At 39.6% G+C, this 13950-nt stretch carries 14 protein-coding genes; 9 read left to right on the plus strand and 5 right to left on the minus strand.

Going from position 1 to position 13950, the window contains the following annotated elements:
- Positions 1-629 precede the first annotated feature (629 nt).
- From CEF17_RS06780 to CEF17_RS06815, 8 genes are all read left to right on the plus strand, one after another.
- The gene (locus tag CEF17_RS06780) at positions 630-2315 is read left to right on the plus strand and encodes a propanediol/glycerol family dehydratase large subunit (RefSeq protein WP_100398864.1); all 1686 of its coding nucleotides are present in this window, start codon (positions 630-632) and stop codon (positions 2313-2315) included.
- 22 nt (positions 2316-2337) lie between these two features.
- Positions 2338-2922, plus strand: coding sequence for a propanediol/glycerol family dehydratase medium subunit (locus tag CEF17_RS06785; protein WP_232725438.1), 585 nt, complete (start codon positions 2338-2340; stop codon positions 2920-2922).
- Between the two features lies 1 nt (position 2923).
- Positions 2924-3346 carry a diol dehydratase small subunit gene (locus tag CEF17_RS06790; protein WP_100398866.1) on the plus strand — a complete coding sequence of 141 codons (423 nt, stop codon included), beginning with the start codon at positions 2924-2926 and terminating at the stop codon, positions 3344-3346.
- A 2-nt stretch (positions 3347-3348) separates the two neighbouring features.
- A complete protein-coding gene (locus CEF17_RS06795; RefSeq protein WP_100398867.1) occupies positions 3349-5196 on the plus strand; it encodes a diol dehydratase reactivase subunit alpha in 1848 nt (615 codons plus the stop codon).
- Positions 5189-5497, plus strand: coding sequence for a glycerol dehydratase reactivase beta/small subunit family protein (locus CEF17_RS06800; protein WP_100398868.1), 309 nt, complete (start codon positions 5189-5191; stop codon positions 5495-5497). The genes CEF17_RS06795 and CEF17_RS06800 overlap by 8 nt, the downstream gene beginning before the upstream one ends.
- A gap of 27 nt (positions 5498-5524) precedes the next feature.
- On the plus strand, positions 5525-5944 hold the full coding sequence (locus CEF17_RS06805; protein ID WP_100398869.1) for a GlcG/HbpS family heme-binding protein: 420 nt from the start codon (positions 5525-5527) through the stop codon (positions 5942-5944).
- A 157-nt stretch (positions 5945-6101) separates the two neighbouring features.
- Complete coding sequence (locus CEF17_RS06810) at positions 6102-6863, plus strand: response regulator transcription factor (RefSeq protein ID WP_100398870.1); 762 nt, start codon at positions 6102-6104, stop codon at positions 6861-6863.
- 76 nt (positions 6864-6939) lie between these two features.
- Entirely contained in the window at positions 6940-8172 is a 1233-nt protein-coding gene (locus tag CEF17_RS06815) for a sensor histidine kinase (protein ID WP_269799474.1), read from the plus strand.
- 302 nt (positions 8173-8474) lie between these two features.
- On the opposite strand, the gene tatC is transcribed toward CEF17_RS06815, so the two are convergent.
- The 5 genes from tatC to CEF17_RS06840 all read right to left on the minus strand — a co-directional run bounded on the left by tatC (position 8475) and on the right by CEF17_RS06840 (position 12008).
- The gene (gene tatC / locus CEF17_RS06820; protein WP_100398872.1) at positions 8475-9209 is read right to left on the minus strand and encodes a twin-arginine translocase subunit TatC; all 735 of its coding nucleotides are present in this window, start codon (positions 9207-9209) and stop codon (positions 8475-8477) included.
- Between the two features lie 71 nt (positions 9210-9280).
- Complete coding sequence (tatA, locus tag CEF17_RS06825) at positions 9281-9508, minus strand: twin-arginine translocase TatA/TatE family subunit (protein ID WP_054636587.1); 228 nt, start codon at positions 9506-9508, stop codon at positions 9281-9283.
- A 10-nt stretch (positions 9509-9518) separates the two neighbouring features.
- Positions 9519-9752, minus strand: a complete 234-nt coding sequence (locus CEF17_RS06830; RefSeq protein WP_054636588.1) for a twin-arginine translocase TatA/TatE family subunit — start codon at positions 9750-9752, stop codon at positions 9519-9521.
- Positions 9753-9768: 16 nt separating this feature from the next.
- Complete coding sequence (locus tag CEF17_RS06835; protein ID WP_232725439.1) at positions 9769-10341, minus strand: RidA family protein; 573 nt, start codon at positions 10339-10341, stop codon at positions 9769-9771.
- Positions 10342-10361: 20 nt separating this feature from the next.
- Positions 10362-12008, minus strand: coding sequence for a flavin monoamine oxidase family protein (locus tag CEF17_RS06840; RefSeq protein ID WP_332835286.1), 1647 nt, complete (start codon positions 12006-12008; stop codon positions 10362-10364).
- Positions 12009-12963: 955 nt separating this feature from the next.
- Here CEF17_RS06840 and CEF17_RS06845 point away from each other — a divergent pair.
- Positions 12964-13851: a TIGR03943 family putative permease subunit gene (locus CEF17_RS06845; RefSeq protein ID WP_100398873.1), complete on the plus strand. Its 888-nt coding sequence runs from the start codon at positions 12964-12966 to the stop codon at positions 13849-13851.
- Positions 13852-13950: the final 99 nt, after the last annotated feature.

Genomic DNA, 13950 nt, shown 5'->3' on the forward strand with positions numbered 1-13950 from the left:
TGTTATTGAAACGAAAAAGTCAGTTTCTTGCTTTAATAGAGAGAGTAACTCTTATTTAAAAAATGTGCTCCACTTTCAAATTTATTTAAATAGAGTAATTCTAATTTCTCAATTAGCCACACACCTTTGATTAATAAAAGTGATCGTAAAGAGAGATCCCACCGTGTTTAAAAGAGTAATGAGGGAAGTCTGTTGAAGAATTAGCAGGGATCTTACCCACTTTGGCGTTAATGTAATACATCATTACCAATCTTCTCAACGACTCGTTTATTGTACCTAAGATAAAGAGACCCTTTCAAAGATAATAGAATACAAGTCTTTTTGTTGATAATCGTTTCATAAAAGAAACGGTTTTTTTGTCCTTTCCTAAGTTGCTAGCATTGAGAAGAAAACCACTGAAAATATCTCTATAATACTAATTCCTGACAAAGAAAGTATAAACTCTCCTATCTTTGATTCTAATTTTACAGAGAAATGTAAGCGCTAACATTTTATATTTAAATAAGGAGTTAAACATTTTTTCCATTTAGCCACGATTAGTCTGAGTGAAAGAGGATGAACTTTTGAAACTTTTGGAGTTGAGTAGGGCTGCCGGAATGTAATGCTAATAAAGTATAAGGGGTGTTGGTATGAATAAGGTCACTTCTTCTGTAAAACGTTCAAAGCGATTCCAAGTTCTTGAGGATAGGCCGATTAATAAGGACGGATTTGTTCACGAGTGGCCTGAACAAGGGTTTGTAGCCATGTCCAGTCCTAATGATCCTAAGCCTTCTATTACCATAGAACATGGTAGAGTCGTAGAGTTAGATGGCAAGAGCAGAGAAGACTTTGATATGCTTGATCAATTTATTGCGGACTATACGATAGATGCCTTGGTGGCCGAGGAAGTCATGGAAATGGATAGCTTACAAATTGCAAGAAAATTAGTAGATATTAATGTCTCAAGAACTGAGGTTTTAAAAATAACCAAAGGAATGACTCCTTCTAAAGTGGTGGAGGTTCTAAACCATTTGAATGTCGTTGAGTTAATGATGGCTCTTCAAAAATTAAGAGCAAGAAAAATGCCATCTAACCAATGTCATGTCACGAATGTCCGGGATAACCCTGTTCTTATGGCGGCAGATGCAGCAGAAGCTGGAATTCTTGGTTTTGACGAACAAGAAACAACCGTAGGAATCGTTCGTTACGCTCCTTTTAATGCGCTTGCCCTTTTGGTGGGTTCACAAACGGCGAGGAACGGCATCCTGACCCAAGATGCACTTGAAGAAGCAACGGAATTGCGGCTTGCGATGCTTGGATTAACAACGTATGCAGAAACGATTTCAATTTATGGAACCGAGTCTGTGTTTATGGATGGGGACGACACCCCGTGGTCTAAATCATTTTTGGCCTCAGCTTACGCTTCCCGTGGTTCAAAAATGCGTTTTACTTCAGGAACTGGCTCAGAAGTGCAAATGGCAGGTTCTGAAGGGAAATCGATGCTTTACCTGGAGGTTCGCTGCATTATGATGGCGAAAGGAGCGGGTGTACAAGGACTGCAAAATGGATCCATCAGTTGCATCGGAATACCGGCTTCGGTTCCAAGCGGTATTCGCGCCGTTCTGGCTGAAAATTTAGCTACCACCATGTTTGATCTTGAAGTAGCTTCAGGAAATGACCAGACCTTTTCCCATTCAGAAATTAGACGTAGCGCAAAAATGCTATGTCAAATGCTGCCAGGGACGGATTTTATTTTTTCTGGCTATAGTGCAGTTCCTAATAGTGATGATATGTTTGCCGGCTCCAACATGGATTCTTCTGACATTGATGACTACTTAGTCATCCAGCGAGATATGATGGTTGACGGTGGGATAAAACCTGTAAAGGAAAATGAAGTTATTGAAGTCCGATATAAAGCGGCGAAGGCCATGCAAGCCATTTTTGAGGAGCTGGGATTCCCTGAAATCACGGAAGAAGAAATTGAAGCCGCCACTTATGCTAATGGCAGCAGTGATATGCCAAAAAGAAATGTAGTGGATGATCTAAAAGCAGCCGAGAGGATCTTAAAAGAAGGAATTACAGGCTTTGAAGTAGCTTTAATTCTGGCAAGGCGCGGGTATGAAGTAACGGCTGAACGGATCTTTAACATGTTAAAACAACGGGTGGCAGGGGATTATTTGCACACCTCAGCCATTATTAATAAAGATAACCTTGTCATTAGTGCAGTTAATAATGAAAATGACTACACCGGGCCAGGAACAGGATACCGGCTGAATGAAGAGCGTTGGCAGGAGATCAAAAACATCAGACAAGCCATTAACCCAAGTGATTACTAAAAGGAAGAAAGGAGGAAATAAGATGCCCATAGGATCCATCTCCATTGAAATGTCTCTAACTGATCTAGAGCAGGCACAAAAGGGATCAAATCCGAAGGAAGTGGTTATCTGTATTTCCCCGGCCTTTGGGAAAGAAATGAAGAAGACGATTATAAAAGAAGAACACGCCAAGGTATTACGAGAAATCATTTCAGGCATTGAAGAAAGTGGGGGTAACCCTCGGGTGATTCGCAGCTACCATACCGCTGATTTGGCATTCATGGGGCACCAGGCTGCTAAGCAGAGCGGATCAGGGATAGGTGTAGGATTACAATCACGCGGGACAACAGTAATCCATCAGCGGGATTTAGACCCGCTAAGTAACCTTGAGTTATTTCCACAATCACCTTTAATTACACTGGAAACTTACCGTGCAATTGGGAGGAATGCGGCCTTTTACGCCCTGGGTGAAAGTGTGGATCCCGTACCGGTAGTCAACGATCAAATGGCCAGGCCAAGGTATCAGGCTATTGCAGCTATTTTGTATTTGAAAGAAGCCCAGTATGTTGTTAAAAATAAAAAATCCGTCGACGTTGAATACCAATTTGCTATGAAGGAGGAGGGGTAACATGAGGCCCTTAACGAGAGAAGACTATCCTTTAGGGGACAAAAGAACGGAATTGATAAAAACTCCTACAGGAAAAACTCTTAATGAATTAACCCTGCAAGAAGCGTTACAGGGAAATATATCCAGTGAAGACTTTCGCATCAGTCCAGAGACCTTATTACATCAAGCCGAAATTGCTGAAAGCTTGAATAGAGACCAATTAGGAAGAAATTTTCGAAGAGCGGCTGAACTCATTAACATTTCAGATCAAAGAATACTTGAAATTTATAACGCCCTCAGACCGAATCGTTCCACAAAAGATGAACTGCTTACCATAGCAGAGGAGTTGAAAACGGAGTATGAAGCTATTGAAAACTCCAAATTAATCGTGGAAGCAGCTGAAGTGTATGAAAGACGAGGACTGTTGCGCCAAGATGAGGATTAAATATGGAGAAGTATATTTTTGCTGGTATTGATATTGGAAACTCGTCAACAGAAGTAGCGATTGCTGAATGTAAGGGAAATGATATCACTTTTTTATCTCAACATCTTGTCCCCACGACAGGGGTAAAAGGAACAGTGGAGAACGTGAAGGGCATAACCAGGTGCTTAAAGCAAGCAGCAGGAAAAGCAGGAATAGAGCTGTCAGATATTGATACAATCCGCATAAATGATGCTGTACCTGTTATTGGAGACCTTGCAATGGATTTAATAAGTGAAACAGTGATTACGGAATCATCGATGATAGGGCATAATCCGGACACTCCAGGTGGCGCAGGGCTTGGAGTAGGTACTACAATTCTTATTGATCAGTTTGTTCAACTCTCGAGTAATGAGACAGAGGTTGACTATATTGTTGTGATTCCTAACACGTTTGATTATGAATGGGTTGCTTATGCCATCAATCAAATGGTCTCAAAGGGATATTCCGTAACGGGAGCCATTGTGCAAAAGGATGACGGCGTGCTTATTCATAATCGTTTGCATCGCAAGATCCCTATTGTAGATGAAGTTCGTATGGTTGAAAAAATTCCACTAGGAAAACTAGCCGCCGTGGAAGTGGCACTGCCTGGTTACGTCATTAGAATGCTTAGCAACCCGTATGGTTTATCCACTCTTTTTGAATTAGAACCTGAAGAAACAAAACAAATAGCCCCTGTGGCTAAATCTTTAGTTGGGAATCGTTCGGCTGTGGTGATCCGAACGCCGCAAGGAGAAATTGTTGAACGTAAAATTGAAGCGGGAAAGATGACTCTTATTGGTGAAACATCAAAAGCACAAGTTTCAGTAAACGACGGATCAACTACAATAATGGAAGCTTACAAAAAAATAGGAAAGTTACTTGATGTCACTGGAGAAAAAGGGACTAACGTTGGTGGGATGTTAAACGGACTTAAACAAGATTTAGCTGATTTAACCTCCCAGGACCTCAATGACATTTATATAAGTGATCTATTTGCCGTGGATTCAGTGATACCTTTCTCTATAAGTGGAGCTATGGCTGGCGAATTAGCAATGGAAAGCGGTGTTGCTTTAGCATCCATGGTTAAGACTGAAAAAGTGTCTATCCATAAAGTATCTGAAGAACTAGAGGGGGAAGTTGGAATTCCCGTAGAGGTCGGTGGGGTTGAAGCAGTCATGGCTATTAAAGGAGCGCTCACAACTCCCGGTACTGAAAAACCTGTTGTCATATTAGACATGGGTGGTGGGTCTACAGATGCAGCTGCCATAGACGAAAAAGGTGACATTTCTACAACACACTTGGCTGGAGCAGGTGACATGGTCACCTTGCTCATTAACTCTGAACTTGCTCTTCAGGATCGAGAACTTGCTGAAAAAGTTAAAAAACATCCATTAGGGAAGGTCATTAGTTTATTTCAAATGCAGCTTGAAGATGGAACAATTCTTTTTTCAGAAACTCCCTATCCTTCTTATACGTTTGGAAAGTTGGTCATTCGACAAGAAGGTGGACTAACTCCAATACCTATTAAAGAATCAATTGAAAAGGTTCGTACCATTCGCCGGGATGCTAAACGAAAAGTTTTTGTAAATAACGCTTTGCGCGCTTTAGAGCAAGTGGTACCTACCAAGAACATTAGACATATCTCCTTTGTTGTTATGTTAGGGGGATCTGCGCTTGACTTTGAAATTCCGCAAATGATTAGTGAAGAGTTGTCTAAATACGGTATTGTCGCAGGGTTTGCAAATGTAAGAGGAACAGAGGGGCCAAGAAACGCGGTTGCTACAGGCCTTATCCTTTCTACGAAAACGGAGAGGGGAAAGGTATATGGATAATGTAAAGGTATACCTTCCGATCTTTTATGATGATAACTTACCTTCCGTCAATCTAAAGGAGCTATGTGCAGGTATCGAAGAAGAGGGAGTACCATATGTAGTCAAACCAATTAAGAATGAAAATAATGTGATATCTCCTTCTCCTTTGGAAGTCAAAATAATAGTAAAGGAAGATAAAATGGACGTTTTCCATGAGAAGCTTCAAAAAGGACCATATCTTACCAAAAGTAAAGGAAATGAGAGATTACTAGGGAAAAATGCAGCAAGAATAGTGAAAGGAGTATCGCTGAGTATAGAGTAACAAAATATCTGTAATGGAGGAGTAGATATGACAAAGGTAACGTTAGCTACAGTGAAAGAGATGTTAGATGCTGCTGAAAATAAAGCAAAAGAGATAGGTGTACCCATGGTCATCACGATTGTTGATGATGGTGGAAACCTATTGGCAAGTCACAGAATGGACGATGCGTTATTAGCAAGCATAGATATATCTTTAAATAAAGCATGGACATCAGTAGCATTAAAAATGCCTACTAACCAGCTAACAAGCTTAGGAAAGCCAGGGGGAGAACTCTTTGGTATTCACACCACGAATGATTCTAGAATTGTTTTATTCGGTGGCGGAATTCCGCTCACAATAGAAGAAACGATTGTAGGAGCAGCAGGAGTTAGTGGTGGATCCGTAGAAAATGACATTGAAGTAGCAGAAGCCGCAGTGGAAGCATTTAAGGTTATACACTCACAGTAAGATAAGTGAATTCTAAGATAAGTACAATAGTCCTTCTTTTATCTAGTAAAAGAAGGACTATTCATTTTTTCGGAATTGTAATAATATTTAATCAATAATTCCTTTCACTAACTTCAAAAATGATTACCCTTTACTTTGAAATTCTAGGGGGGAGACAATGAACTTACTTATTGTTGATGATGAAACGTTAGAGAGAGAAGTGTTGAGGGATATTGTGAAAAAAAGCAACCTCAATATAGGAATTTGTTTAGAAGCTGCAAACGGCCTTACAGCATTAGAAATAACTAAAAAAAATAAAATAGATCTTATTCTTATGGATATTAAAATGCCCATACTCGACGGCCTGTCTGCTGCCAAAATGGTAAAACAAATAGATCCTAATATCAAAATCATTTTTTTGACAGCCTATAATGAATTTGATTTTGCACTGCAGACGATCAAGATTGGAGCAGAAGATTTTTTGTTAAAGCCCGTGCGCCCAAAGGAAGTAGTAGAATCACTGCAAAAAGTGATACACGGTGCAGGAAATAATGGCCTGCTAGAAGAACAAAGAAGTTCCGTGGTAGAAAAAATTAATAGCTATATTAAATCTAATATCGATGAGAAGCTAACCTTGGAACAGATAGCAAGAGTTGTTCACCTGCACCCTCAATATATTAGCCGGTTGTTTAAACAAGAAATGGGGATGACCTTCACTGATTTTATTACAAAGAAAAGGATAGAAAAATCAAAAGAATTGTTGGTGAAGAGCAAAAAAAATATTACAGAAATCAGTGAACTATGTGGGTTTTCAGATCCTAATTACTTTTCTCGAGTGTTTCGTAAGATGGAAGGTGAACCACCGATGCAATATAGGAAGAATGAAACTTTGCTAAGAAAAGAAAAATTAAATAAACACTATTTTAACAGAATTATGTGATGAAGCACGGGGAAGGCAGTGTTTCATTTTATATTGCTAGTTTTTAAAGGAGCAGGGTAAAGGAGGGTGCAGCCTTATCAAAAATCTATGGGAACTTGTTGATACGGAAAAGTTACAGGACATACAAGACCAATTTGCTGAGGCAACAGAAGTAGCTGTCATTATATGTGACGCTGGTGGTAACCCAATTACGAAGCCCAGCAACTTCACAAACTTCTGTAACTATATCCGTTCATGTGAGGAAGGTTTAAAACGATGTATCCTTTCGGATGAAAGAGTGGGCAAGATGGCTGCTGAAAGAAACCAACCGGTTATTCACCGCTGTCACACAGGTTTGATTGATTTTGCGGCACCTATTGTACTGCGAGAAAAATACTTAGGTTCAGTCCTTTGTGGCCAACTTTTAATTGATAAAGAGGAAGTAGAGGATATCCCGGATATGAGTATGGAAACGGGAGAATTAGACTTAGAACAAGAAACCATGCACTCGTTATACAGACAATTGGAGCATAAGAGTCATAGCCGTGTAAAAGCAATTGCTCAACTACTTTTTTTAACTGCAAATTATATTGTGGAAATAGGAGATGCCTATTTAATCAAAAAAGAATTAGCAGTAAAAAATGAAAAACTCTTTACGGAGTTGCAGCTCCGTGCGAATTTAGAAAAAACCTTAAAGGAAACACAACTGAAAGTACTCCAATCCCAAGTAAACCCTCATTTCTTATTTAATACGTTAAATACAATTTCTAGGATTGCTTATTTAGAAGGCTCAAATCAAACTCAGGATGTTACATACTTACTCAGTAAAATACTAAGGTATAGTTTGCGTAATATAGACCAATTAGTACCATTAAAAGAAGAGATTGAACACGTTCGAAACTATATTCGTATTCAGCAAACTCGATTTCCAGGCAAACTCCGTCTAGAAATACAGGAATACGAGCCTTTAGAAAATTACCATATTCCTATCTTTACCTTACAGCCCCTTGTTGAAAATGCTGTTGTTCATGGTTTCGAACCGGTTGGCCTTCCCATGAAAATTTCAGTTACATTTATTAGGAAAGATGACAAGTTCATTATTAATATTATGGATGATGGTAAGGGAGTTACAAAGGAAGAGCTTGAAATATCAAATGTACCCCTCCCTACAGGAAAAGGACATACAACCGGCTTAGGCATTCAAAATGTTGATAAAAGGTTAAAACACTATTTTGGGGATACTTGGGGGATTCACGTACAAAGAAGAGGAGAAAAAAAGGGCACGATGGTTCAAATTCAACTGCCAAACCACTTACTTGCGGAAATGTAGATTAGAAGAAGAATGTTGGATACAATAGCAAGGGAAGAGTACGATTATAAAACTCAGCTAATATTTGCAATGCTTTTTAAGGGATACATGAAATTGAAGGGGGATTTTGAGAGAAAAAAGAAACGAGATGCAGTTACTATAAGGATCTATCATTCTAGTAACCTTTCTCGTTCTCTCTTTTTCGTTCCTATACATAATCTGTCCTTCTTCACTTTTATGTGGGGTGATAGCTGCTGAGAGTGGTGGGGACATACAAGCTGTGCCTGCGATGTCTTTCATTTCTGAATGGAGTCAGATAAATGCTAGATCTGACTCTGCTTTTTCTTCCTTTCGATCATTTTGGCAAAAAAGATACTAGCTTCATACAAAAGAAAAAGTGGAACGCAAACAAGTAAAGGGGTGATAAAATCAGGAGGTGTCACTAGCACTGCTAAAACAATTAATACAAAATAAGCATATTTACGGTATGTATGAAGCTGCTGGGAATTGATTAAGCCCAGTTGTGCACCAAACATAACTACGGCAGGTAATTCAAACAAAAAAGCAACAGGGATGACTGTTCGGAACATAAAGCCAAAGTAACGTTCTACCGTAAAAAGGGTTTGAAACTGATCAACGGCAAGCCCTAGTAAAAAGTTCATGACTAAAGGAAAAATGATAAAAAAACCAAAAGCTAGTCCGGTAATAAACAAGAAAAAGAATAGGGGAATATAGGAAAGGGTAGAGCGCTTCTCTTCTTTGGTTAATCCCGGAGCGACAAAGGACCATACTTGATGTGCGGCAAGAGGGACTGTTGGAATGAAAGCAATGATAGCTGAAAGGGCCATATAGACCCAAACTATATCTCCAGGACCTAATATCGCCAATTGATCTTCCAAGTCTCTTATTAAAAATGAGTAAACATCACCGACAAACATAAAAGAAAGGGCAAAGAAGACGATAAAGGCCCCGCCTAAAAGAATTAAACGCCTCCTTAGTTCCTCTAAATGAGTTAGGATAGGACTTACTTCTGTATTTTTATATTCTATTGATTCCATGTAAACACCTCTTTATTCTCCTGCCTTATGTAGAGAAACAGGGCCACTTGCATGACCCTGTTTGTGTAGTGTCAGCTTACATGATGCTGCTTCTCATTTTGGGAAGGGACTTCCCGTAATTCAGTAGAAGACTCTCTTTTCACTGGTTCTTCTTCCACTAGCTCTCTGGCTGAATGTTTAAATTCAGATAAGGTGCGTCCAAATGCCCTTCCGATTTCCGGAAGCTTGGATGGTCCAAATATGATCAAGGCAATCACGAGTATGATAATAAGCCCGGGGACTCCTATGCTTTGTAGCATACATTACCTCCTACATAACTTGTTTTTTTGGTTCCTCATCGTTTTGCACATAGTCTTCCTCAGCATAGTCTTTTGGTTTGGAAGGGGAAGGGGTATCTTCTACAAATTCTTTCGCTGAGTGTTTAAATTCAGAAAGCGTCCGTCCAAAGGCTCGTCCGATTTCCGGAAGCTTGGATGGTCCAAAAATTACGAGAGCAATCACAAGCATAATAATAAGCCCGGGAACACCGATATTTTGTAACATTGTCTACCTCCTCGTCTTAATCTTCTGGGTAAGCTGCCACTGCTTCTATTTCAATTAACCAGTCTGAATTCACTAAACCAGCAACGCCTACCGTAGATCGAGCAGGTTTAACAGGGTTACTGTCGTTATCAAAAAATTCGCCGTATGCTTCAAACCAACCAGTGTAGTCCATTTCGCCGTCTAATGCTTCATCAGGAGTGATATATACTCGTAAATAGGTAACGTCCGCTAAGGAAAGGCCTTCTTCTTCAAGGTCTTCTTCAAATTGCTCTAAAATACCAATGGCTTGTTGTTTGGTATCCCCGTATCTTTCATAAACTGTCTCCCCATCAGGATCTAGTTCTGGTGGCACAGATCCGCTGGAATACCAAAGGGTGGTATCAGCTGGAATCGTGACGGCAGATGAAATGGTCGAAGACTCTGATCCATAAAAGGTGACCTCGTCCGGTACGACAGTCGTTTCTTCAACTGTCTCTGCTTCCGTGTCAGGAGCAGGCTCCCCACCGTCAGAGGAAAAGGCATGAAGACTTCCGAATCCAAGAGATAATGCGAGTAATCCTGCTATACCAAGTTTCATAGGTTTTTTCATCAGAGTGTTCCTCCTTTGTTTTATCCTAATAGGGCGGTTTGTTTAATGAGCGATGTCGCCGAGGAGACAGGCTCATGATTAATCACGCGTTTATGAATTTGATCGACCACACTTTCCATAGATTCAAAAGCACCAGCCATCCAACCGGTATAATAACTTAAATGTTCACCGGCTAAATACACGCGGCCATCGGGTTTGTTTAATACACGGTAATGAGTATTGCGATCAGATGGTGAATAATTGGCCCATCCGCCTAAGTTATATTTCATTTTTTGCCAGGCTATAGAGAAAGAACTTTCAAACTCTTTATTGTATTGTGGGTGGATTTTAGCTCCTTGTTCTAGAGCTCGCTTTTCTCTCATTCGAAGAGAGAAATTACCGTATTTGTCAGCATCATTACCAAAGTTATAGTAACCTACAACAATTCCTTTTTTCGATTGATAATCTGAAGAGGGATACCAAATCTGATTTATATCCATGTTGGTGTTTGTGATCCCGCCATAGATTAAATCATCTTCCTCCCAAAATCTTCGCTTAAATTGAAACCCTATTTTACCTGCCGAGGCATAACCAATAGATTCGATAGCCGTAGACATGTCTGCTGAAAAGTCAGCAGGTATATTTTTCAATACTGGTAGAGGAATTGTACAGATACAAAAGTCTCCTTGAATTTCATTCGTGCTTTCTCCTTTAGTGTAAACAATACGGCAACTCTCTTCCGATTGACGGATCTCCTGGACCTCTGCTCCAAACGTAATCATGTGACCAACTTTCTTCTCAAATGCTTTTGGGATTTGATCCATACCCCCAACTGGCTGAAACATCATCATTTGTTGGTTAATGTTATATTCACTGCTGAAGTTTGCGACACCAGCCTCTAATAGCGCACTAAGGTCAAAAGGATCATCGTATGTTCCGTCTTGAACACCAGGGAGTACCCTATATCCTCTAGCGGAGGATCCTTGGTACCTGAGGTTTCCATCAAGACTTCCTTCTTGTTGCAAATAAGTAAGTAACCTTTCCTTGTCTTCTGTTGTCAGGGGTCGATCCAACGCACTTTGATCAAGTGCCTTAGCGAGCAATTCAGAGGTATAGCCTCTCATATCCGTCCGTGCTTCTCTTCGTCTAATTCTTTGTCCGGACATGGGGCCCACATCTTCGTTATACAAATAGGTCGACTCATTTACGTTTGCAAAAGTCTCCAATTTTACTCCAAGCTCGCGACAGTAGTTCATGGTGGTCGTGTGGTGTTGGGGAATTCGAGCCGGGCCAGCATTGAAATAGAGGCCATCTTCAAATTGAGCGGTTTGAATGTCTTTATCAATTTCAGCGTGTTGATCACCACCCCTAACTGTCCAGCTTCTCCCGCCACTGCGATCTCTAGCTTCCAGAACGTGACATTCATACCCTGATTTCGTCAATTCATAGGCGGCAGACATTCCCGCGAGTCCGGCTCCCAAAATAATGACCTTTTTCCCATTCTTCTCAATGGTTGATAAATCACCTTCATCAGGAAAACTACCATCACCACTCGCTTTGGCAGAAGGGGAAGCAAGTAAACCAAGGCTTTCCATAGCTCCAAAAACGGCCACTGCGCCTCCTACTTTCCCTAATCCATTGAGAAATTGCCTTCGTGTTACGTCCGTTTTCAATCCTTGTCGACTCAATCCACTTCCTCCTTTCGACTCACTTTACTAAATGATGTAAGAATGAAATCTCCTTACAATGGTAATGCTACCAGTTTTATTTTCTTATGTAATAATTTTGGAACATAATATGACACAAAATTTTAATTATTCTGATATTTTTACAAAAATTTTTTCTCGGTCGAAAGTAGAGAGGTTGTGTGTTGATAGAAATACTTGGAACTAACTTGAATGTCTTTATATTCCTTTAGAGCGAAAGCAAAGTAAACAAGTAAACAGCCGTTCGTATACTGCACTATAGGAGATGAATAGAGAAATTTAGTAGATATGACTTGAGATAAATTGTATGGAACCGAAACTTTATTTTTCAATCGAGCCGAACGATTCAGAAAGACAAGTAAAAAAAGAGTCTCTTTTAAGTATGCAAAAGACAATATCTTCCTATTGCCATTGAATATAGTCCAGGCAACAGCGGAGGATTCACAAGGCTTTAAATGGTCAAATTGTTGAATCTTTGCTAAAGAAAAGAGACTCATTTGGAACAGTTACGACTATTTGTAGGACTTAATAATGATCTGTCAGAGAGTGATTGTGATACTTTGGTTCCTGCAACTGTTTCCCTTCCACGCGTTCTTAGTAAACCCAAGACATAATAATGCTTTTTCGATAAGTCACTGATTTTCTACGTCACCCCCTAACATAAAAAATATGAAGCAAAGGTACTGGATTTGATAGGGTTCCTTTGATTATCCTGTTTATAATCTCTGAGTAGATAGTAGCTGCGGGCGTGAAAGGGCAGGTTAATAAACATTCAGAGAAATTCTTATCACTAAGTAGACCAACTCACTAGGAGTTGGTCTACTTTTTTATCTATCGCAATATATATTAAATGATTGGTAATTAGTAAAGTTTGTTTTCCAAAGTATCATGTTTCTATTTACTTACATACAGAACTAGTGAATGGGAGGTGCGTGAAATGAAGGGTAACAGCGATGTATCTTTCCATGCCTTTATAAGGGGTATTATTTTCATTGGCTTTGCTCTCTTGCAACTAGGAATGATTATATCAGGAAGTATCCGTCTCTATATTGCCCCAACTATGCTGCCATTCGTTTATGTGGCTACCGTGGTACTATTCTTACTTGGGATTTTACAGGTTCTACGGAGTACTCAAAAAGATATGGAGGGGTTCTTTTGTGATTGCGGTGAAGATCACAGCATGAATGGGAGTCCTCTGACTAAAATTGTGATTTATAGCATATTTATTAGTCCCATAATATTTGGGTTTTCATTACCTGATCAAGTTCTAGATAGTTCTGTTGCAGCTAATCGCGGTATACAATATGGTTCTGGGATTTTTACAAGTCCTACAGCTAATCCAGAAAGAATCGTGACAGAAAAAAGTATAGGAGAAGTTGCAGAAACTGAGCAAGAAGGTTCTGATGGAGAGAAGTATGATGAGTATTATAAAGACCTAGCACAAGCTTATAGTGATATAGATAGAATAATAATCAATGAAGAGAATTTTCTTGAAATGCTTTCTGTGATAGACCTCTATATTGACAACTTTATTGGGAAAGAAGTAGAAGTAACTGGATTTGTGTATACCGAACCAGAAATGAAAGATAATCAACTGGTGGTTGCACGTTTTTCTATGACCTGTTGTATCGCAGACGCCACTGTATATGGAATATTAATAGAGTCTGAAGAACCTGTAGACGTGGAAGAAGATACGTGGGTTACGGTCCATGGAAAAATTAATAAAGGAAGTTATAATGGTTTCGTGATGCCGACCGTTAGTACAACAAATATAGAGCAAGTCAGTGAGCCCGATATGCCCTATGTCTTTCCATCTTTTAAATGAAAATAAGAGATACAAAAAATGGATATTAAAATTTCTATTACCAGTGGTTAGGTTAGAAAAATTTCCTCAGGCAGAGAAGTGGAACCAGACAATAAATCC

The organism is Bacillus sp. FJAT-44742, assembly GCF_002797315.1.
Classification (GTDB): domain Bacteria; phylum Bacillota; class Bacilli; order Bacillales; family Marinococcaceae; genus Thalassorhabdus; species Thalassorhabdus alkalitolerans.

Bases quoted from the DNA above. Each gene is read 5' to 3' on its own strand.
- CEF17_RS06780 (WP_100398864.1), top strand. From the start codon at position 630: ATGAATAAGGTCACTTCTTCTGTAAAACGTTCAAAGCGATTCCAAGTT.
- CEF17_RS06785 (WP_232725438.1), top strand. From the start codon at position 2,338: ATGCCCATAGGATCCATCTCCATTGAAATGTCTCTAACTGATCTAGAG.
- CEF17_RS06790 (WP_100398866.1), top strand. From the start codon at position 2,924: ATGAGGCCCTTAACGAGAGAAGACTATCCTTTAGGGGACAAAAGAACG.
- CEF17_RS06795 (WP_100398867.1), top strand. From the start codon at position 3,349: ATGGAGAAGTATATTTTTGCTGGTATTGATATTGGAAACTCGTCAACA.
- CEF17_RS06800 (WP_100398868.1), top strand. From the start codon at position 5,189: ATGGATAATGTAAAGGTATACCTTCCGATCTTTTATGATGATAACTTA.
- CEF17_RS06805 (WP_100398869.1), top strand. From the start codon at position 5,525: ATGACAAAGGTAACGTTAGCTACAGTGAAAGAGATGTTAGATGCTGCT.
- CEF17_RS06810 (WP_100398870.1), top strand. From the start codon at position 6,102: ATGAACTTACTTATTGTTGATGATGAAACGTTAGAGAGAGAAGTGTTG.
- tatC (WP_100398872.1), bottom strand. From the start codon at position 9,209: ATGGAATCAATAGAATATAAAAATACAGAAGTAAGTCCTATCCTAACT.
- tatA (WP_054636587.1), bottom strand. From the start codon at position 9,508: ATGCTACAAAGCATAGGAGTCCCCGGGCTTATTATCATACTCGTGATT.
- CEF17_RS06830 (WP_054636588.1), bottom strand. From the start codon at position 9,752: ATGTTACAAAATATCGGTGTTCCCGGGCTTATTATTATGCTTGTGATT.
- CEF17_RS06835 (WP_232725439.1), bottom strand. From the start codon at position 10,341: ATGAAAAAACCTATGAAACTTGGTATAGCAGGATTACTCGCATTATCT.
- CEF17_RS06845 (WP_100398873.1), top strand. From the start codon at position 12,964: ATGAAGGGTAACAGCGATGTATCTTTCCATGCCTTTATAAGGGGTATT.